Annotated in this window: 16 protein-coding genes; 1 reads left to right on the forward strand and 15 read right to left on the reverse strand. The window is 52.1% G+C overall.

Features of this window, described 5'->3' with window-relative positions; translation table 11 throughout:
- Positions 1-97: 97 nt before the first annotated feature.
- The 15 genes from R70723_RS24010 to R70723_RS24080 all read right to left on the reverse strand — a co-directional run bounded on the left by R70723_RS24010 (position 98) and on the right by R70723_RS24080 (position 15,958).
- Positions 98-658, reverse strand: coding sequence for an ECF-type riboflavin transporter substrate-binding protein (locus R70723_RS24010; protein ID WP_039876137.1), 561 nt, complete (start codon positions 656-658; stop codon positions 98-100).
- 147 nt (positions 659-805) lie between these two features.
- Complete coding sequence (locus R70723_RS24015; RefSeq protein ID WP_231574772.1) at positions 806-2,995, reverse strand: Ig-like domain-containing protein; 2,190 nt, start codon at positions 2,993-2,995, stop codon at positions 806-808.
- A 180-nt stretch (positions 2,996-3,175) separates the two neighbouring features.
- Complete coding sequence (locus R70723_RS24020) at positions 3,176-3,613, reverse strand: NUDIX hydrolase (protein ID WP_039876140.1); 438 nt, start codon at positions 3,611-3,613, stop codon at positions 3,176-3,178.
- Between the two features lie 423 nt (positions 3,614-4,036).
- Positions 4,037-5,386, reverse strand: coding sequence for a tRNA (N(6)-L-threonylcarbamoyladenosine(37)-C(2))-methylthiotransferase MtaB (mtaB, locus tag R70723_RS24025; RefSeq protein WP_039876141.1), 1,350 nt, complete (start codon positions 5,384-5,386; stop codon positions 4,037-4,039).
- A 3-nt stretch (positions 5,387-5,389) separates the two neighbouring features.
- Positions 5,390-6,154, reverse strand: coding sequence for an RsmE family RNA methyltransferase (locus R70723_RS24030; protein WP_039876142.1), 765 nt, complete (start codon positions 6,152-6,154; stop codon positions 5,390-5,392).
- A gap of 78 nt (positions 6,155-6,232) precedes the next feature.
- The gene (locus tag R70723_RS24035) at positions 6,233-6,928 is read right to left on the reverse strand and encodes a site-2 protease family protein (protein WP_039876143.1); all 696 of its coding nucleotides are present in this window, start codon (positions 6,926-6,928) and stop codon (positions 6,233-6,235) included.
- 2 nt (positions 6,929-6,930) lie between these two features.
- Positions 6,931-7,980 (reverse strand): 50S ribosomal protein L11 methyltransferase, encoded by a 1,050-nt coding sequence (prmA, locus tag R70723_RS24040; RefSeq protein ID WP_039876145.1) that lies wholly within the window; start codon positions 7,978-7,980, stop codon positions 6,931-6,933.
- A 105-nt stretch (positions 7,981-8,085) separates the two neighbouring features.
- Positions 8,086-8,652 carry a DNA-3-methyladenine glycosylase I gene (locus R70723_RS24045; RefSeq protein ID WP_039876148.1) on the reverse strand — a complete coding sequence of 189 codons (567 nt, stop codon included), beginning with the start codon at positions 8,650-8,652 and terminating at the stop codon, positions 8,086-8,088.
- Between the two features lie 156 nt (positions 8,653-8,808).
- On the reverse strand, positions 8,809-10,509 hold the full coding sequence (locus R70723_RS24050; RefSeq protein ID WP_231574773.1) for a DUF4179 domain-containing protein: 1,701 nt from the start codon (positions 10,507-10,509) through the stop codon (positions 8,809-8,811).
- A complete protein-coding gene (locus R70723_RS24055) occupies positions 10,427-10,990 on the reverse strand; it encodes an RNA polymerase sigma factor (protein ID WP_039876154.1) in 564 nt (187 codons plus the stop codon). The genes R70723_RS24050 and R70723_RS24055 overlap by 83 nt, the downstream gene beginning before the upstream one ends.
- Before the next feature lie 194 nt (positions 10,991-11,184).
- The gene (locus tag R70723_RS24060) at positions 11,185-13,635 is read right to left on the reverse strand and encodes an EAL domain-containing protein (protein ID WP_231574774.1); all 2,451 of its coding nucleotides are present in this window, start codon (positions 13,633-13,635) and stop codon (positions 11,185-11,187) included.
- Between the two features lie 194 nt (positions 13,636-13,829).
- Entirely contained in the window at positions 13,830-14,744 is a 915-nt protein-coding gene (locus R70723_RS24065; RefSeq protein WP_305954253.1) for a methyl-accepting chemotaxis protein, read from the reverse strand.
- A gap of 144 nt (positions 14,745-14,888) precedes the next feature.
- On the reverse strand, positions 14,889-15,263 hold the full coding sequence (locus R70723_RS24070) for a hypothetical protein (protein ID WP_039876160.1): 375 nt from the start codon (positions 15,261-15,263) through the stop codon (positions 14,889-14,891).
- Between the two features lie 107 nt (positions 15,264-15,370).
- Positions 15,371-15,550: a YfhD family protein gene (locus R70723_RS24075; protein WP_039876161.1), complete on the reverse strand. Its 180-nt coding sequence runs from the start codon at positions 15,548-15,550 to the stop codon at positions 15,371-15,373.
- Between the two features lie 48 nt (positions 15,551-15,598).
- A complete protein-coding gene (locus R70723_RS24080) occupies positions 15,599-15,958 on the reverse strand; it encodes a hypothetical protein (protein WP_039876162.1) in 360 nt (119 codons plus the stop codon).
- 302 nt (positions 15,959-16,260) lie between these two features.
- Here R70723_RS24080 and R70723_RS24085 point away from each other — a divergent pair, with 302 nt between their 5' ends.
- Positions 16,261-20,748 (forward strand): S8 family serine peptidase, encoded by a 4,488-nt coding sequence (locus R70723_RS24085; protein WP_039876164.1) that lies wholly within the window; start codon positions 16,261-16,263, stop codon positions 20,746-20,748.
- The last annotated feature ends 118 nt before the right edge of the window (positions 20,749-20,866 follow it).

The following is a 20,866-nucleotide window of genomic DNA, read 5'->3' on the forward strand; positions in this document are numbered from 1 at the left end:
TCTTCCTCTTCAGCTGATTCATGTACGCCTGCTACTGTCCCCTCTTATTTCAACAGAAAAGCCGGTGATTGTCACCGGCTTTCTGTCAGCTCTTCTATTAGCTAAGCTTGCGCAGGCTGCCCTGCTTGGTCCGTGTCTTGGCATATGCCGCTGCCAGCAGTGTACCGATAACCGCAACCGTAACGATATTTGCCGCTCCTGCGGCCAGTCCCTGCGTATATACCTTATTCGCCGGCTCAGCGTAGATCAGAATATCCAGCGTCGGTGCAACTGCGAACCAGGCGATGGCATTGGCAGCAATCTGGGCCAGGTTGAAGCGGATGATTTCTTTTTTGCCGAATATGCCGTCCTGGATGGAAATACCGGCAACCAGCAGGCCGATAATCAATCCGACCAGACCCGAGGAGATCACCCAGCTGAACCAAGGCGAGCCGTAAAAAATAAAATCCTTCAGCGTATGCCCGATCAGTCCGATCAGCAGTCCGGCTACAGGACCAAACAGCAGCGAGAACACCGCAAGCAGCGCATAGGTAGTCTCAATGTTCGTATTCGGAATACCGGTAGGAATGGACCCGAATCTTCCCAGAATTACAAACAAGGCCGAACCGATTCCCACCGCTACAATGGATCTGATTGATAAAATTTCTTTTTTCGCCATCTGCTTCATCTCCCTGATAATTGGATTCGTACCGTAAGTTATGTATTTTTCAGAATTATACATCGGATTACTTGGTTTTACTATAGCTTTGAGCAAAAAAAATCTGCAAAGCGCTGTTACAGCCGCTCTGCAGATTTGCCGGATCCTTTATTTTACAGTAACCGATACCGTTACGGTCTTATTGTTCCATTTTCCTTTGATGGACGTTGTTCCTTTGCCCACCGCTGTAATCGTACCGGAAGCATTCACCTTCGCTACGGAAGGCTTGGAGCTTGTCCAGACTACGCTGCCGGTTACGACCGCTGTTTTGCCGGTATCATAAAGAGCTGTTACAACAACGCTCTGGGATGACCCGGCAGCAAGTGCCAGCTTGGTTTGGTTTACAGTCAGCTTAGTCAGCTTAGGTACAACGTTAACCTTCACGGTAGCTGCGATGCCCTGATAGGAACCGGTCATGGTTGCCGTACCTTCGGCTACAGCCTTAACGGTTGTTCCCTTCACGGTTGCCACAGCCGGGTTCGAGGACTCCCAGTTCATTGCACCGGAGAAGTTCGCAGACTTGCCGTTGGCAAAATATCCGGTTACCTTGATCGCCTTCGAGGCCTTAAGGTTCAGATCCACTGTAGCAGGCTCAACGACCAGCTTTACAACCTTCTGTTCAATAGTCACAGGAATGGTGATTGTTTTGTTGGAATAGGTTCCTTTGAGATTAGCCGAGCCTTTGGTCAGGCCTTTAATGACCTTTCCGTTTGCGGTCTGCCTGAGGACCGCATTGGTTCCGGTAACCTCCCAGGTAATGGTGCTTGTAACATCAATCTCTTCGCCGTTCTCAAGCACAGCATTTACTGACGGCAGCGTCTGCTCTTCACCGATTACAAGACCCAGTGCATCCTCAGGTCCGATCAGCACCAGCACCTTGTTCTGTACGGTAACCTTCACTTCCACGGTTTTGGCACGGATCGGAGAAGCTGTTCCTGCAGGGACATTCCCTGCTTTGATTTTACCTGTAATAGTAACAGTACCAGCTTTAACACCGGCAAGCTTGCCGTCCTTAATTTCTGCTATTTCCTCATTGGCTGAGGTCCATTCGATTTCCTGGCTGAGGTCCAGCTTCGTGCCGTCCAGCTTCGTACCGCTAACCTTAGGCAGGCTGGCTGTATCCGCAGTATAGATTTCCAGCTCGGACTTGTCTACACTCAGCTCTGTAACTGTAGGCAGCACGGTCACCTTCAATGTTTTGCTGACTCCAAGGTTCTCCGCCTTAATAACCGCTGTACCAACCGCCTTGCCGCTAATAGTTGCAGCTGCAGCGTCCTTGGTTACAGTTGCCGCCAGCAGGTTGTCAGAAGTCCAGGTTGCATCGGAGGACTGGTTCTGCCTGGAGTTCACGGCATTTCTCATTTCCGCCTTTGCCTGCAGGCTCTCTCCCAGGAAAAGCGTCTGATCCTCAGAAGGAGACAACAGAATCGCCTCATAAGGAGCACGTACATATACATCTACAGACTTGGATACACCAAGGTATTTTGCCGTAATCACAGCTTTACCAGTACCCACCACTGTAATTGTACCCTTATCTACTGTAGCAACACCTTCATTGGAGCTTGTCCATTCCGCCAGGTCGGCAATATCCTTTTCCGGGCTATTTTCAGTAGCTTTGGTTGCAGCAGTCAATTCCAGCGGACTGTCGCCGACCAGCAGCTCAAGCTCCTTAACAGCCACATTATCTTCTTTTAGAACAATGGCCGAATAAGGCAGCTCTACCTTGGCTTTAAAAGTAGCAGTCAAGCCTTTGAATTTGGCGGTAACCGTCGCTGTACCTTCGCCAACCAGGGTGATCTGGCCGTCTTCAATGGTCAGTACGCCCGTGTTGGAGCTGCTCCAGTCCGCATCATCCGAGACATCTTTAACCGAAGTGGCGGATTGGCCGCCTGTTGCTTTGGCTTTGACGAGCAGCGTTTCCTCACTGTCACCTAATTTATAATTACCGTCAGAGCTGCGCTCCAGAGTCATATCCTTGAAGGGATGGGTTACAGACACCTCAAGGGTAGCTACCGCATTGAGATAAGTAGCTGTAATCATCGCCGTACCCGTATCGACCGGTGTCAGCAGGCCGTTGATTACTTTTACTGCATTTGTATTGGAAGATACCCAGGTTGAAGCTGCGGTAACATCCCTTTTGGAAGAAGCCCCTTCAATGTTGGCATAAACCTTAAGCTGTTTCGGGGTTTGTCCAACCGTAAGCTCCACTTTTGCCGAACTGTCAAAATCGATCGAGTTGGTATCGCCTGCAGCTGCAAAGACGTTTACCGGAAAAGCTGCGGCAGTTAGTAATATCATAATGAGGAGCATCTTTGTCATTTTCCTGTACACAGTCATCTGTTCTCTCCTTAGGCAGTAAGATTATCGGTGGTCATTACCACACTCTTCCACTATATCGACAATTACGCCTGAAGTGTTTACCCCATTCTCTGTTAATTTTCAGTTCCCGGCGAATTCAGGACTTTATAACTATATAGCTTATCCGGCAGAAAATTCTCCCAGCATCGACATCGCCTTTTGCAGAATAGGCACATTATTCGCATACAGCCTGCTCTTTCCCCGCTCCCAGGCAGCGTCCGCACCATGCCATTCAACCGCGTTGATCTCCTCAGCCTGCGCTTTGGTGATCCCGCCTACCGCCTCCACTAGAAAGTAATGGACCTCTTTATCCACTGTTCCATAGGTACGGTGCTCATACGTATATTTTATAATATCAATCGGGGCTCTGATCATGCCGACAGCGCCGGTCTCCTCACGGATTTCCCGCAGAGCGGTCTCCTCGACCGTCTCCCCTTCCTCCATCTTGCCCTTGGGCAGCGCCACCCTGCCGTAACGGTCCACGATCAGCTGTATCTCCAGACCCGCGCTGCCCCGCCGGTACACCACGCCGCCTGCCGATATTTGCTTATGCGCCATGTTGACAGCTCCTTAACGTTATTGGAATTATAGGACCGAGCCTGTTAAAACAAGCTGGAGCATTCCTGTAAAATCGCTCAGTCCTCTTAACTAACTGCACTTCATACAGCTAAAATGCCGCATATGCACTAGTTTGGGATAATCGGGACAAATTTAGTTGTACAAACTGCAGTTATGAGCGGAATGTTCCTGATTTGGCTGATTTTAGTTGCAAGGAATGCAGCTATTCGGCCGTTTCAAAATCCGCCCTTGCTCACTCCTTACCCTTTTTTCCGGGCTTCAAGCGCAGCACTCTGCTGCATGCCCCCTCACAATTATGTACCTCTAGCTTCGTGCGTACCGTCACCCCGCCTAAACAGCAACAAGGACTTCACCTCCGGATGGGAAATGAAATCCTTGCTTGGAATACTATAATAGGACGAACTACGCCAGTTCTGCAGTCTGGCGCAGTCCTGTCCGGCTGACACCAACCAGCTCACCCTTGCATTCGTTGATGCCTGCTTCAGTAATCTTCACCTGGCAGAGCTCGCCTTGCAGCGAATCGTCGCCGCCGAAGAACACCTGCAGGTAGTTGTCGCTGAAGCCGTGCTGGATGCTGCGCCCCGGCGCATCCTTGGCTGAGCGCTCGGCGATGACCGAGACGGTCTTGCCGACGAACTTGCGGGCGTAGTCAAGCTGCATCTCCTCGGAGAGATCAATCAGCTGCTGTACGCGGGCGTTCTTGATCTCCTCGTCGATCTGGTTAAGCATCCGCGCAGCTGGAGTACCCGTCCGCTTGGAGTATGGGAATACATGCATTTCGGAGTAATTCACAGCCTTCATGAAGTCATATCCGGCGCGGAACATTTCGTCCGTCTCGCCCGGGAAGCCGACGATAACGTCCGTAGTGATGCCTACGTCCGGCATCGCCTGGCGAATCAGCTGCATCTTGGCATAATACTCTTCCGTAGTGTATTTACGGCGCATCGTCTTGAGCACCTCGTTATGGCCGGCCTGCAGCGGAATATGCAGATGACGGCACATTTTGGTGCTGCGGTTCAGCACCTCCAGCAGCTTCTCATCAATCTGGCTGGCTTCAATCGAGCTGATGCGTACGCGCTCCAGCCCGTCCACCTTGTCCAGCTCCCAGAGCAGGTCAGCAAGCCGGTAGTTGTCCAGATCATCGCCGTAGCCGCCGGTGTGAATACCGGTCAGCACAAACTCCTTGTACCCGGCCTCAACCAGCTGATGGGCCTGGGCCACGATCGATTTCGGATCACGGCTGCGCGACAGCCCGCGCGACCATGGAATGATGCAGAAGGTGCAGAAGTTGTTGCAGCCGTCCTGAATTTTCATGAACGCACGTGTCCGGTCAGCAAAGCCCGGCACATCCAGCTCTTCGAATTCACGGGTCTTCATGATGTTGCGCACGGCATTTACCGGCTGGCGCGACTCCTGAATGCTCTTAACGTGGGTCATGATGTGCTCACGGTCCTGGTTGCCGATAACCAGATCAACGCCGGGAATATCCAGAATCTCGCCCGGTGAAGTCTGCGCATAGCAGCCCGTTACCGCGACAATTGCTTCCGGGTTACGGCGTACTGCACGGCGGATCATCTGCCGGCTCTTTTTGTCACCTGTGTTCGTCACCGTACAGGTGTTGATCAGGTACACATCGGCATTCCCCTCGAAATCTACCTGCTCGTAGCCTTCATTTTTGAAAAGCTGCCAGATGGCTTCAGTGTCATAGAAATTAACCTTACAACCTAAAGTATAAAATGCTACGGATGGCATTGCTCAAGCTCCCCCCATTTCTCCGGATTCATATAAAATACAGGCTGCAGCAACCATACCGGCTGTCTCACAGCGCAGAATTCGCCGTCCAAGCCCTACGGATACTGCCCCGGCAGCTTCTGCCGCCTGACATTCCTCCGGACTGAACCCGCCTTCCGGGCCGACCACCACCATCACTTTGCCCTGGGAATCCGGAGGTAATCCGGCAATCCAAGGTGCGGCGGCGCTGCGCAGCTGCAGGCCTTCTTCTTTTTCATAGCAGAAGTAGATGGCGTCATACCCGCTGAAGCTCTGAAGCAGCTGCTTCCAGCTAAGCGGAGAAAGAACGTCCGGAACAATATTGCGGTGTGCCTGCTCGGCAGCCTCCTTGCAGATCTTGCGCCAGCGTTCGAGCCGCTTGCCTTCCTTGCGTTCATCATACTGTACAATCGTGCGCTCTGAGTGGAAAGGCGCAAAGGCTACGGCACCGATCTCGGTGCATTTCTGGATCACCGTCTCCAGCTTGTCACCCTTTGGCAGACTCTGTGCCACCGTGATCTGTATGCGCGGCTCATGGGTCATTTCCAGCGCCTCAACAATATTCACGACAATTTCGCCGATTTCAATGGAAGCAATCTCCGCCAGGGCCTCACGGGACACGCCGTCACTGACAATCAGCTTATCCCCGGCCTTGCCGCGCATCACCTTGGCAATGTGGCGTGCGTCCTCGCCGCCGATGCTCACCTGCTCTGCGCCGAACTGCTCCGGGCTTACAAAATAACGCTGCATATTTTAGCCTCATTCTATTGATTTCTCATTAAAAAAACATATTCCATCATACAACGTTTGTCCGTCTGTGACCAGCCCTTATTGCAACCCGGAGTATCCGAACAGGCTGAGGAAAAAATTAATGAATTCGTTGGCAAATTGCAGTGCCCATACATTCAATGGTGTGATCGTATAAGCTCTCAATCCTGGAATAAAGATAATCAGCAGGAAAATAAAGACCGTCCACTGCTCATACTGCTGCAGCCTGCTGCGGACCGGGCGCGGAGCGATATCTTCCAGAATGCGGTAGCCGTCAAGCGGCGGCAGCGGAATCAGGTTAAACAGGAACAGGAAGAAGTTGAACGGGATGAACATCCCGAAGAACCAGTAAAAGGCTCTCAGCAGCTGCTCATTCTGAATGGAATCAACCACCCCGGTTCCAATCAGAGTAGAATAGATCAGCGCCCCGATAATCCCGAGCAGAAAATTGCTCAGCGGACCTGCAGCCGAAACAATAACGCCCATCAGCCGCGGACGGCTGAAGTTATCGCGGTTCACCGGAACCGGACGCGCCCAGCCGAAGCCGGCAATGAGCAGCAGGATGATCCCGAACAGGTCGAAATGAACGGCCGGGTTCAATGTCATGCGGCCCAGCAGCCTTGCTGTCGGATCGCCGAATTTGTTGGCAAAATAAGCGTGGGCAAATTCATGCACAGTAAAGGCGATGACGATTGTGATCAGGAAAAACGGGAGCTGCTGCAAGGGATAAACTAATATGTCGTTCAGGAAATCCATCTCTACCTCTTTCCGGCTGTAATGGCCACCCAGTCTTCTTCACGGGTAATTTCAATAATCTCAAAACCGGAGGCCTCTAGCGCCTGTGACACCAGGCCTTCCTTATCCTTATAAATACCGGAGGTAATATAGATCCCGCCCGGCTGGAGCGCACGGAATACATCATCCGTGAACAGCACCAGAATCTCCGCCAGGATATTGGCGACGATAAGCTTCACAGGCAATGTAACGCCAAGGCTTGCATCCGCCGGTTCGGCTTTGTCTGCTGCTCCGGTATAGCCGGGTCTTGCCGCAGGCCACATGTCCCCGGCAGCCGTATCAGCTGCACCTTCGCCTCCAAGCAGCGTAAGCAGGTCGCTCTCTTTTACCGTAACCGAGGCCTGCAGCCTGTTCAGCACCACATTCTCCCGCGCACTTTCGACAGCGACCGGGTCAAGATCAAGAGCCAGCACGTTCCCCGCACCGAGCAGGACCGCACCTACCGCCAGAATGCCCGATCCGGTTCCCACGTCAATGACTTCCTCGCCGCCGCTGATATGCTTCTCCAGCGCACGCAGGCACAGCGCCGTAGTCGGATGTGTTCCTGTTCCGAAGGCCATGCCGGGGTCAATTTCGATAATTTTTTCATCAGGGCCCGCTGGTGTATACTCCTCCCAGGTCGGCTTGATCGTCAGACGGTCCGACACGCGGAGCGGCTTGAAGTAAGCCTTCCAGGCGTGGGCCCATTCCTCGTCGTCTACCGTTTTCCAGGAGATCAGCGCTTTGCCGGGATCAATCCCGAATTCACGCAGCTCCTCAACCCGCGGGGCTACCTCATTGATAACATCGTCCATCGATACATTTTCAGCGTAGTAGCCTTTGATTACAGCCTCGCCAGGAGGGATATCGTTCAGCGGCTCATCGTATAATTCACCGTACCGGGTATTTCTGACTTTATCAAGTGTTCCCGATTCCTCGATCGAAACACCGCCTGCTCCGGCCTCATACAGCAGATTGGAAATCATCTCCTGTGCCTCTTCTGTTGTATGTACCGTCAGTTCATGCCATAACATGTGTGTGGGTCCTCCTAAAATATAATCCAGTTATTCAACATTAATCAGTATACCATTTCTACTGCAGGTAGCGCCAAAACTACGCCGGCTATACAAATACACCTTCTATTCTTTCCGGCAAAAGCAGTCCATAGTATGATCATTTACCATACCGGAAGCCTGCATAAAAGCATAACAGATCGTCGAGCCGACGAATTTCATGCCCTTCTTCTTCAGCGCCTTGCTCATAGAATCAGACTGCGCCGTGGTTGCCGGCACCTCAGCCCGCGTCTTCCAGCCGTTAACAACCGGTTCTCCGCCAGTAAAGCTCCACAGATAATCCGAAAAGCTGCCCTCTTCCCGGCAAATCTCATGATAGACCTTCGCATTCTGCACGATGGCATTAACTTTGAGGCGGTTGCGGATGATTCCGCTGTCCTGCATAAGTGCTTCTATTTTCACATCGTCATAATAGATGATCCGGTGCGGATCAAAACCGTCGAACACCTTCCGGTAATGCTCCCGCTTCTTCAGCACCGTATACCAGCTAAGCCCGGCCTGCATGCCCTCCAGCATCAGCAGCTCGAACAGCTTCTGGTCATCAAGCAGGGGACTGCCCCATTCTTTATCATGATAGTCCATATACAGCGGATCCTCAGTGACCCAGGCACAGCGTGTTATTTGCTTGTCCAAATGACTCTCTCCCTTTGGTTTCTGTCCTGCAAGGATATAGGATCAGCCTGCAAAAAGCTACCACTGTTTCATTTTCACTGTCAAAACAAAGCAAAAAAGTCCGCCCCTGCTGCCAGGGTACGGACGGCTTTATGGTTTACTGATATAACAGTTCGGCTACGGCTGGAGCTGCACACGCGTCTCCCGCTCAGGTTCATCTGTTGTATAGTAGAACATATATATGGAGGCTTCAGTTCCTTGGAAATCCTTATAAACATCAATGGCCCGGTTGTTTCCGTCGCCGGAAAAATTGATAGTGACCGGCCTGCCTATAATCCGGTCTTTGCCACGATTGATATGGGTCTGACCAACTCCGCCAAACCGGAAATCCTCGCTCTCTGTTTCAACATAAAGGTCGCCATCCACCATATAGTAGGTCCATTTTACCGGATATCCGCCCGTGCTGCGGATTAATGTCTGCTTCTGATCTGAAATGTTGGTCAGCTGCAAAGGTTCCTTATCCTCTTCATGTACGTTAACCTTGTAGCTCCCCACAAACGTTAGTGGAGTCTCCGGTCCGATCTCCACATTTACCGGACGTTCAAAAGCGATTACAGCAAGCGCTAAATCATCCTTGGGAGACATATACCGCGCACCTTCAACGATCTGGCCGTCAATATCAAGCGCATATTTATGGTACGAAAAATTTGGAGTTTTGCTGTTCACCCGGATGGAGACACGGATTTGTGTCGGCGTGATGATCATGTTCTCAACCGTATTCACCGTGTCACCCGGCTCCAGCGGGAGATCCAGCGCTGTTTTGACTGTACCGCTCTCCATTTGCTTTTTGCTCAGCTGCAGGTCAAAGGCCCACGGCCCGGTAATATCCTGTTCCAGCTTAGTATACTGCAGCTTATATGTGGTTTCGCCGGCAGGAACCTCAGCTGCTTTGAAGGTTTGCTTCATTGTGTACTCACCGTTGTCACCTGGTGTCCCGTATGTGCCCCCGGACAAAGAACGGATTGCAGTACCGTTCCGGTAAGCAATAATCTCCGGAAAAGTCCACTCCTTGGCCTCCGGCCGGCTAAAGGTGACTGCGGATGACAGCAGGAGCTTATCCCCGCTTTGCATAAAAGGCTGTACCTCCAGCTTTTCCATGCCCTCCTGTCCGACCGGAAAGCTCTGTATGGCCTGAGAACGGCTATCCAGCCGGATATCTGTCTGAGTCTGAATATAGGACTGTACCGCGGCGGCTGTCAGCGTAACACGGGTTTCAGATTTGCGCGGGGTCCATTCGCTTTCAAAATAGCCGTTATAGCGGCCGTTTGCTTCATCCCACTGCAGATAATTGTTTTCCCCTTCACTGCGGTTGCCCTTTTCATCCTGCAGAGAGAGCTTCTGCACGTCCCAGAACTGTCCTTCCGTTTGTTTTCCCGTTTCCAGCGTATACAGAATAACCGTACGTTTTTCATCAACAATTGCTGTACGCAGCGTCATCGTCACTCCGTCTCTGGTGACTGACTGTCCAAGCTGCTGGCCCAGGCTCTGTGCAAGTGCAGCTTGAATTCCTTCCTTACCGTGCAGCAGATTTCCCCAGTCATGCTGAAATGCGGCATATACCGGGGCGGCAGCGAGCAGTAAGCTGAAAGAAGCCGCGAACGTAACCTTACGCCAGCTTCTTCTCCGGTACTGGATTCGCACCTCAGCTTGACTCATTCCAAGGGACCGGGTGTGCCCAGACTGCTCCAGACCGTTCCACATTTTTTCAAAATCAGGATAGCTTACAGAATCCTCTTCATTTAATTGCCGCTCCAGCATAAGCTCCAGCTTCTTCACAGTGCTCATTCCTCCGCTTCTCATCTTGGTTTTCGGTTTCAAGCAGAATCTCCCGCAGCAGCTTAAGTCCTTTGTTCTGCCTTGATTTTGCTGTCCCTACAGGGATAGACAGTGCATCCGAAATTTCAGCCAGACTGAAATCATGCATATACCTCAGTGTCAGCACCGCCCGGATTTTGCCTGGAAGCCTGGACATATAGCCCGCCCATTCCTGCGCTGTCTCCTTCTGCTCTATCAGCTTCTCTACCGGCTCTTCACTTTTCCCGCTGCCCCATAAATGCAGATTCTGCGTAATCTTCTGCCGCAGGCTTTGTGAACGTTTCAAGTGGTTGAGGCAGGTATTGACTGTTATTTTCATGATCCATGCCTTGAGATGCTCCACACTTTGCCACTGGCTGCGGAAGACGGTAATAAAGATTTCCTGGCACAGGTCTTCCGCATCTGCCGCATCCTGCACCATATAGTAACAGGTACGGTATACCGTCTTGCTGTAAGCTTCGAACAATTCACGGTTGCTTTGCACCCTTAATCCTCCCTTCTTGAATAAGTCTGTCTAATAAACAATCCGTCCGCCAAAAAGGTTCATTTCTTCAGCATAAATGATAAGTACCAGGCTGAAAAGACGCCATTAAGGCGGGTACTGCTGCTGAACCGGAGCGGCACACCGTATAAAAAAGGCGCGGTCCCCTGCGGACCACGCTTTCCTTTACCATCTATTCATCCGGCAGCTTCCACCGGCCACAGATATCTGCGCTCCAGCTCTTCAGCAGCTAAAGGCTTGCTGTAATAATAGCCCTGGATATCCCGGCAGCCGCTGTCCACCAGAATGTCCAGCTGCTCCTTCGTCTCGATGCCTTCGGCAATCACCTGCATCCCGAGATGCTCCGCCATCGTCAGGATGGTAGCCACGATGGCCCGGTCATGGCTGCTGTCCGTGATGCCGCTGATGAACGAACGGTCGATCTTTACTTTATGGATGGGATACAGCTTCAGGTACCCCAGCGAGCTGTAGCCGGTTCCGAAGTCATCCAGGCTGATCCGGACCCCGCTTTTTACCAGATCATTCAGAATAGCACTGGCTCTGGAAGCATCCATCATCATGCTCTCGGTTATCTCCAGCTCAAGATACTCGGGGGCCAGCCCCGTTTCGCGGAGGATGTCCCGGATGTCCTCAAGCAGGTTATATTGAAGAAACTGCTGTGAGGATAAATTAACAGCCACCGGAATGAGCGGGCCGCCTGCATCATGCCATTGCTGCATCTGGTGGCAGGCCTCCCGCAGCACAAAGTTTCCAAGCTCCACGATCCGCCCGGTTACTTCAGCCGCCGGAATGAACATACCGGGCCCGAGCAGACCTTTTACCGGATGATTCCAGCGTACAAGCGCCTCTACCCCGATGATCCGCTCCTTATCGGCCGTACGGATCTGCGGCTGGTAATGCACAGTAAATTCTCCGCGCTCCAGCCCTTTACGCAGGTCCGATTCCAGCTCCAGCTGCTCCATAATCTGACCGTTCAGGTCCTCCGAGAAAAACTGGTAATCGTTTCTTCCGTTTTTTTTCACTTCATACATGGCTGTGCCCGCATTTTTGAGCAGCTCCTCTGCTGTCTGTCCGTGACCCGGATAGAAGGAAATGCCTATGCTGGCAGTCACGTAGAGGTCCCGCCCCTTGAGATGCATCGGCTGTTTGATCGCTGACATCATCTGCTCGGCAATATCCGTCACATTCATTTTTTGGCGCGAGAACCGGCAGAGCAGGGCAAACTCATCGCCCTCCAGCCTGGCCAGCTCCATCTGCCCGTTAACCACACTGTCCAGAATCCGGCTGCTCATCTCCTGCAGAAACAGATCGCCGTACAGATGCCCCAGTGTATCATTAATGAGCTTGAAGCGGTCAAAATCCATAACGAGCACGGCAAAGGGCTCCTGCGTTTCATGATGCCGTTCAATCGTCTGTGTCACCAGCTGATTGAACATGCGGCGGTTCGGAAGCCCGGTAAGCTCATCGTGAAAGGCAATATAGCGGGTCTGCTCCTTGGCCTGCTTCTCCTCCGTAATATCCCGGGCAATGACATAAATGCCTGCCACCTGCCCGTCAACCATAACCGGAGCAATATTGATATTGATATCTGCCTTCCGCCCGCTTCTGTGCGTAATCGCCGTCTCATAGCTGACCTGCTCCCCGCCGAGGGAACGGATGAACCTTTCCCTGATCGGCTCCTGGTCCTCATATGCGATAATATTCAGGATTGAAGTCAGGGACTGCTCCTTAAATTCCTTGCTGCTGATGCCTGTAATTGCAGTAGCTGCAGGATTGGAGCCGATAATACGCAGATTAAGATCAATCGAGACGATAGCATCCTGATTATTTTCGTAGAGCGATCTGTACCACTTTTCACTGATCAGCAGCTCCGTATCTTTCCTTGAGAATCGTCTTGAAATATAAACCCCGATTATAGACATGCCCAGAGTGAACAGCGTCCCGCCGGCAATGACGTAAGCAAGCCATTTCTGATCCAGTACCACCCCGGTATTCAGCCAGGACCGGCTCTCCGGCTCAAAGGTCGCCCCAAGCATGCCCGTATAGTGCATCCCTACAATAGCTAAGCCCATGACCAGGGCACTGATCAGCTTTTTCCCCTGGCCAACTGCCTTACGGTTCAGCATAAGCTGTGAAGACAGCCCCAACGCAACAATTGAGGCGGCCAGGGCCACGGCAAAGGACAGGATAACATAATCTGCACGATAGGAAATGCCAATCTGCATGGCGAACATGCCAATGTAATGCATACCGAAAATACCGCAAGCAAGCAGCAGCCCGCTTATCAGAAGCGGAATGAATCCGCGCCTGAAATGGCTGATGACGATCAGGGCAACCAGTGAGGCAGCGACCGCCACCAGAACAGAGAGCAGGACTACCATTAGATTATATGCAACCCGTACAGGCAGCTTCAGAGCCAGCATACCGACAAAATGCATCGACCAGATTCCCATCCCCATGATAACCGCGCCGAATACAATCCACAGTGCGCGCCGTCTGCCTTTGGATATACCCACTATGCCTGCCAGCTCCAATACAGTATAGGAGGCTGCAACAGCGATCAAATACGAAAAAAATACAAGCAGCTTGTCATGACTGCCATGCAGATGTGTGTGCATGTGCTCCATGACCTCATCCCCCTTCGAACCATTTCCAACCAGACTGGCGATATTCTAAAATTTATACAATTTAATATTATATCGGCTAAATCGACCGGAAACCTAATCATTTCCCTGCTAATTTGCAACAAACGTATAGCCCGCCAACAAATACGGCAGCATGGCTCCTCCTCCGGAGGCTCCATGCTGCCGTATTTGTTAGCTCAGATTATATCCAGCACTGCCCTGGCCTGGGTATTCAGCTCGCTGGCCGAGGCTGCGATGGCTGTAAACTCCTGCAGGGCTACTTCGATCTGCTGCTGGCTCTCCTTCACACTCACCTGAACATGCTCCAGACCGTCTGACATCCTGCTGATTTCAGCAGTAATGGCCTGCACGCTGTCACGCACCTCTCCTATGGAGTCCTGCACGAGACCTGAAAGCTTGCGGACCTCCTTGGCCACTACGTCGAAGCCCCGGCCGAATTCTCCGGCATGCGCTGCTTCAATTGCCGCATTCAGCGCCAGTAAATGTGTCTGTGAGGCAATATCGCGGATCGTCTGCACTACACCTTGAATATCAACTGCTTTGTCCTGCAGATTCAAAAGGATAAGGGTGTTTTCATCTGATACGCCGGCTATATTATTGATACTGAGCAGCATCTCTCTGCTACGCTCAATCCCCTGTCCTGCCCGGTGATTCAGGTTATCGGCCATTCCCTGCATCTGCTCGACCACATGGTTCACATTGGTCTGCCGGTGCGAAATATTGGTAGCCACCTTCGTTACTCCTATAACCTGTTGATTGCCCTCGTCAAAAATAGGCATATACGTCGCCTCAAGCCACACTGTGTTTCCCTCAGAATCCATCCGTTCAATCTTGTCCTGAAAGCTGGTGCCGGACAGCAGGTCCTGCCAAAAGCGTTCATAATCCGCGCTGTTCACAAATTCAGGAAAGCAGAGCTCCCGGTGATCCATTCCATACATATCCTCAGACCTGTATTTCATCGAACGGGCGAACACTTCATTAACATAGGCTACTTTATGATCAAGATCAAAGCGGATCAGGGCAAGATTTTTTTCCAGCGCCCTGACAACCAGCGCATCTGTAACCGTCTGGACTGACACATTCCCCATCATACTATCTCCCCGTGCGGCTCATATTAATATAGCTGCCTTTTTATTTTGATCAACAAAATTACAAGTCATTTTAAAAAGTAAATTCTATCACTATGCCAGCAGACCGCACTATAGCATAATTCACTTCGCCAAAGAAGGAGTGCCTCACCTCTTGTGTCCATAGTCTCCGAGCTTCAGTCCCCACACTGTATCCTTCAGGTGCGCTGCAGCCTCCCGCAAGCCGGGAAGCCGCGGATCCTGCGGATAATGCTGCTCCAGGTATATAACAAATACACGGCGCAGACCGATTTCAGCATCCAGCTTGTTATATTCATTAGGGTGCTGCTCCATTTCCGTAACAGCCTGCTCCCATTTCACCAGTTCTACAGGAGCAGAGCGGCCTTCCCGGACATTTTCCGCAAGGCTCCGCAGCTCACGGCTGGCATGTTTTACTTTAGATGAATAGAGCTGCTTCTGGTTTAGAAAGGTAAGCAGTGCCACGAGCAGCACCAGCCCGCCCCACATCAGATATGTATTCATACAATCCCTCCGGCTCTTGCTTGCATATCCCCTTCATTATACACCTCAGGACAGCAAAAAACCCCACAGGCTGCGGGGTTTTTGCACATTGCCTGAAGCTGATTTTACTACTTCTTCTTAATAAGCTCATTCAGCTGCCTTTTGTCAGCCTCTTGTGAACGCGCCAGCGCTTCAAGATCATCATGGTCGGCCTCCGCAGCCGTGAATTGGACATCCTCCAGCTTGGCCTCATAAAGCAATTTCTGCTTGCCGGTTTTGGAGATTATGTCAGAGTTCTCTCTGTCCATAGCAGTCGCCACCCTTCTGGTTGTTAAATTTTGAGTCCGCCTGCACGCTCAGACCATGCCGCCTGCCTCTTCGATGATGGATAATGCCTGCTGGTAGGAGTCAGGAGCTACAATTACAGTCAGCAGAATATTTCTGCCGGTCGGTCCTCCGTCTCCGCCGTGGCTCATACCGCTCGCGCTGGTATGCGCTGCCGACAAGATGCCTGAATGCGCGCTTTCGGCAATCATGGAATCCATACCAGCCAGGTTGCCTGTTACCGGGTTAACGGCGTTTTGCAGGCTGTCTCCGCCAAACCGGGTGAACCGGTCGATGGACATTTCGGTCACGCGCAGTGCTGTGAGCTTACGGGAGACGCCCTCGGCCTCCTCGGGAGCTTTGAAATAGGCAAGTATGCTTTTTTCCGACAAAGGTAATCCCTGCTTTCTGCCTGGTATACCAGGGTGCAATCTTACCTTTTTATTGTGCATTGAAGCAGCTGTCCTTATACGCCCAGGCACATAAATGGAGGAACCGGCAGTTTTTCAAGCCGAGCTCATTTTTTCCATGATATGGTACTAAAGTAGTATATAAGTATTCTTTTTTAGAATGTAAAATAAATGTAATTTTCATATTTTGCTTATCTGCCTGCTCATTTTCAAAAAAAGGAGGATTATTTCAGAACCAAGCTGCTGTTAATACAATTAAATGATGTTGGGGAGGATTAATGTACATGTCAAAACGCTCCATCCGTAATTTCGGCATAAGCGCGGCAAGCTTCAGCTTAGCGCTATCCCTGCTTTTCCCTTCGGCTTCCTATGCCAGCCCGGACTCCTTTTTGCCGCCTTCTCCTGATCTCAGGAACCAGACCTCATTATTACAATCCAGACTAGAGGCTCAGGCCGATTCCTTAAAAGCAGCTGTACCTGGGCGGTCTTCAGCCGCGCTAAGCCCCCGCAACTATGCCGGAAGCAGCAGCAGCCCTGAACCCGTCACCGTTATAGTCCAGCTTCAGAGTGAGCCCGTCAAGGTGGCCGAAAGCCAGGCTGCACACAGCAAAGGCTTCTCCCCCTCCCTGCAGCGCAATATTCTCCGTGCCGAGCATAACTCCTTCCGGTCCGCTGCCGCCCGCCTTGGAGCAGTAACCGGCCATGAATATACTGAGGTATTCAACGGCTATGCAGTAACCCTTCCCGGCAATCAGGTAGACAAGCTGCTGTCTCTGCCGGGTGTCGCCGCAATCTTCGCTAACCAGACCATGCATGCATTGGAAACCGCAGCATCTGCAGCCCCTCCTGCTGTGCAGGAGACTGTCGGTAACGGCGATATTATTCATTCCGACAAGCTTAATGCCGCAGGCATCAAAGGCGACGGAATCAATATTGCTGTCATCGACACAGGCATTGATTATAACCACCCCTATCTGGCAGACTCGTATAAGGGCGGATATGACATCGTTGATGATGACAATGACCCTTTTGAAACGGAGCCCAACCCGAAATTTGCACCGATCGACGGCAACCCTTATGAGACCGAGCATGGCTCTCACGTAGCAGGTATTATCAAAAGTGTTGCACCGGAAGCAGACATTTATGCCTATCGTGTGCTGGGGCCTTACGGTTCAGGGTCAACAGCCGATGTCATTAAAGGCATTGAAATGGCTGTATCCAACGAAGACGGGATTGATGTTATCAATCTGTCGCTTGGCTCTACGGTGAACCAGCAGTATTCGCCGGATGCCATCGCTGTTGATAATGCCGCAAAAGCAGGAATAACCGTTGTGCTTGCAGCAGGCAACGAAGGACCCAAAGCCGCAACTACCGGTTCACCCGGCGTGGCACACCGTCCAATCTCCGTTGGTGCCTCTACTACTCCTGCATATGTAAATATCATCAAGGTTGGCGTAGTTGACAATGTCTATGGCATTCTTGGCGCAGGCTCCAAGGAGTTCCCGCAGGCTGCGAACGGCCAGGAGATCGTCTATGCCGGACTTGGCTCCCCTGAGGAATATGCCCAGGCTGATGTGAAGGGCAAGATCGCCCTGGTGGACCGCGGTGGCTATACCTTTGCAGCCAAATCGGCAAATGCCGCTGCTGCAGGAGCACTCGCGCTCCTTGTCGCAAATAATGCTGACGGCGATCTTAACATGGACGTTGGTGACACCGGGATATCCACCTACGGCATTACCCGGGCAGAAGGCGCACTGATTAAGGCAGAGATTAACGCCGGCCGGAGCGTGCTGGATTTCAAAATCGTATATGATACGAACAGCTGGCTTGCCAGCTTCAGCTCGCGAGGACCCGCACTTCCTGATTTCACCATCAAGCCGGACATCGTGGCTCCGGGTGTCGCCATTAATTCCTCTGTTCCGGAATGGACAAGCACCACCGGCTACACCAAGCTTAACGGAACCAGCATGGCAGCTCCGCATGTAGCCGGAGCGGTTGCACTGCTGCTCGAGCTTAAGCCTGATTTGACACCGGATCAGGTAAAGCTGCTGCTCTCAAACAACGCAACCTCCCTTTCCGACCGCAAAGGCAATTATTACAGTCTTTATGAGCAAGGCGCCGGACTGATCAATCTTTCGAAGATCATAGAGGCCGATTCTGTTGCCCGGGTCAGCGAGCTTCTCGATACGGGACGGCCGGATGTACCGGTGGACAGCTATGATACTTCAGCATTATCCTTCGGCCTGCAGGCAAAGCTGCCGGCAACAGTAACCAAAGCTGTATATGTCGATGCTTTGGCCGGCGGCACCAAGACATTCACTGTCGATGTAGCATGGCGCACGGACCATGAAGGCATTACCCTTCCGTCCTTCGCCAATGTGACTTCCGGCGGGCACTTTGAAGTACCGCTGACGGTCAGTGCCGAGACGAAGACAGGTATCTATGAAGCCGTGCTGCTGTTGACTGAAACCGGCTCCTCCGCTCCCGAAACGCTTATCTTGCCGCTGAGTGTGGCAGTGGGTGAGGAGCTGCGTCCTGATACGGTAACCAGTCTGCGGGTAGGCTCTGAGATCATCTCACCTGACGGAGACGATAACCTGGACAACACCAGCTTCGCTTTCTCTGTAAACGAACCCGTCAACAGCCTTCATATGGAGGTTGCCAATGTTACGACAGGGACAGTTGTGGGCGATGTGTATGCAACCGGCCAAAGCTTTTACCGGGGCATGTATGAATTGGATGAGTGGGATGGAATTGTAGTTGATCAACAGACCAAGACCAGCGTTCCGCTGCCTGACGGCATCTATTCGATTACTCCCGTGCTGGAGGGCACAACCAGTCTTGATGAGCAGGCAATTCTGTTTATCGTTGACACCGGTGCTCCTGTGCTTGGTCCGCTGACCCTGACGGAGAGCGCCGAAAGCTCCAGCATCGCAGTCATCAGCGGATATATCGCACATGATATTCTGTTAGACCTTCCTGCTTTCGGAAAGGACCTCAATGACTGGCTCGGCGTAGCGGCTATCCTTGAGGGAGAGGACGGCAAGCCTCTGCAGCTTGACGGATACATTGACGCCTCAGGCTATTTCGAAATTATTGTGCCGCTCAGCGAAGGGCTCAATCAATATTATATTTACGCCTATGATCTCGGAGGCAACGGTGAGCAGGATTATGCACAGCTGCTCCGTTACAGCACTTCTGATGACAGTATCGCTGTGAATCCGTCTGTTGCAACAACAGAAGCCTTTGTGGGACAACCGGTCACCATTGATGTAGGCTTTTCTGTAACAGAGAATGTCTACGGTATTTATGGGGCTACGTTTAACCTGTTGTACGATAACAAATTGCCAGAACCGCTCATCTCCTCCAGCGTGCAGCTGGCAACCTACCAGGAAAATCATTTCCCGGGTGTGCCGCTGGCTGAATACACCAACCTTATCCGGCTTGAGGATGGGCGTGACGTTCTGCAGTACGGTGTACACCTTACGGAGGGCGCTTATAACGGGTCAGGGACAGGCTCACTGGGCAGGTTCACCTTTACTCCGGCAGCCGAAGGAACCTATACCTTTGAATTATCCGACGTCCTGCTCTGGAGTGATGAGATTTCAGCAACTATCCCGTCCGGGCTATCTACCATTAATGTAATTGTAAAAACACCTGTACAAACCGGCCCAGAGAGTCCGGGCGTTCCTGCTCCGGCTGCTACTGCAGGCACAGCTTTGGCCTCCGGTCAGCTTACTGAAAAGACTGATCCTGCCGGCGCCAAGCCGGGTGCCGTCCTGAGCATCTCGGACACAGCGCTCACTGCTGCTTTGCAGAGTGCTTCAGGTGCAGCCGCGGCGCTTAGTCTCATTGATGTCGAGTTCTCCAAATACAGTCAAGTCAGCGTTACACTGACGGCAGCCCAGGCGGAGAAGCTGAAGAGCTCAGGCAAAGCCCTCAATTTGACCGGAAAAGGCTTTACCTTACTCATTCCTGCAGCTACTCTTCCGGATTTCATTAACAGCATCGGTCTTGCGGTCAGCATCGGTCTCGCAGACGGTTCCGCTCAGACCGCTCTGGCAGGAAGCACCAGAACTATAGCTCCAGGCTCCCCGCTTCTGACTATCAAGAACGGCTGGACCAGCGGCAAGCCATTGACGGTATCCATTGCGCTCAACAATAACGGCCTGGCGGATACCCGTAAGACTGCAGCTTACCAGCAGACCGTTAACGGTGCATTGTCTTATCTGCAGGCAGGAACGCTCCCTGACGAGGGTGTGCTCCAATTTAATATTACTGCTGACGGCACCTATGCTGCTGCAGCACTGAATACAAGCTTCACTGATGTTGGCTCACACTGGGCCAAGGATGATATTGAGGTATTGGCTTCCCACGGCATCGTGGCAGGCAAAGGAGCTGACGGCAGCTTCAAGCCTGCTGATACGCTGAACCGTGCAGAGCTGCTCACCCTGTTTGACCGGCTTCTCGGCAAAGGCGACACCTGGGCTGCCCGCATCAAGGAAAGCGGCGCCCGTGAGGTGCTGACCCGTGAAGAAGCAGTATTCATTGTAGCGGATGCGCTCGGGCTTGATCCTGCGGCAGACGGGGCTACCCTGTCCTTCAAGGACACTGCAGCTATTTCGGAAAGCGCCAGAGATGCAGTCGCATTTGTAGTTGGCAAGGGCTATTTCAAAGGCCAGGGAGCCAACACCTTTAATCCGGGCGGGACTCTGACCCGTGCACAGGCAGCAGTCATTCTGCACCGAGTGTTAGAGGATCTCCGGTCCTAAACCCTATCTTTTAAAAAAAGGCTGCTGTCCTGAAATTTCGGGACAGCAGCCTTTTTCCGTACTTGCCCATTCTCCGCACAATAAGCAAGCCCCCGGCCTCTGCAATGAGGGGCCGGGG

Source organism: Paenibacillus sp. FSL R7-0273 (assembly GCF_000758625.1).
Taxonomy (GTDB): domain Bacteria; phylum Bacillota; class Bacilli; order Paenibacillales; family Paenibacillaceae; genus Paenibacillus_AQ.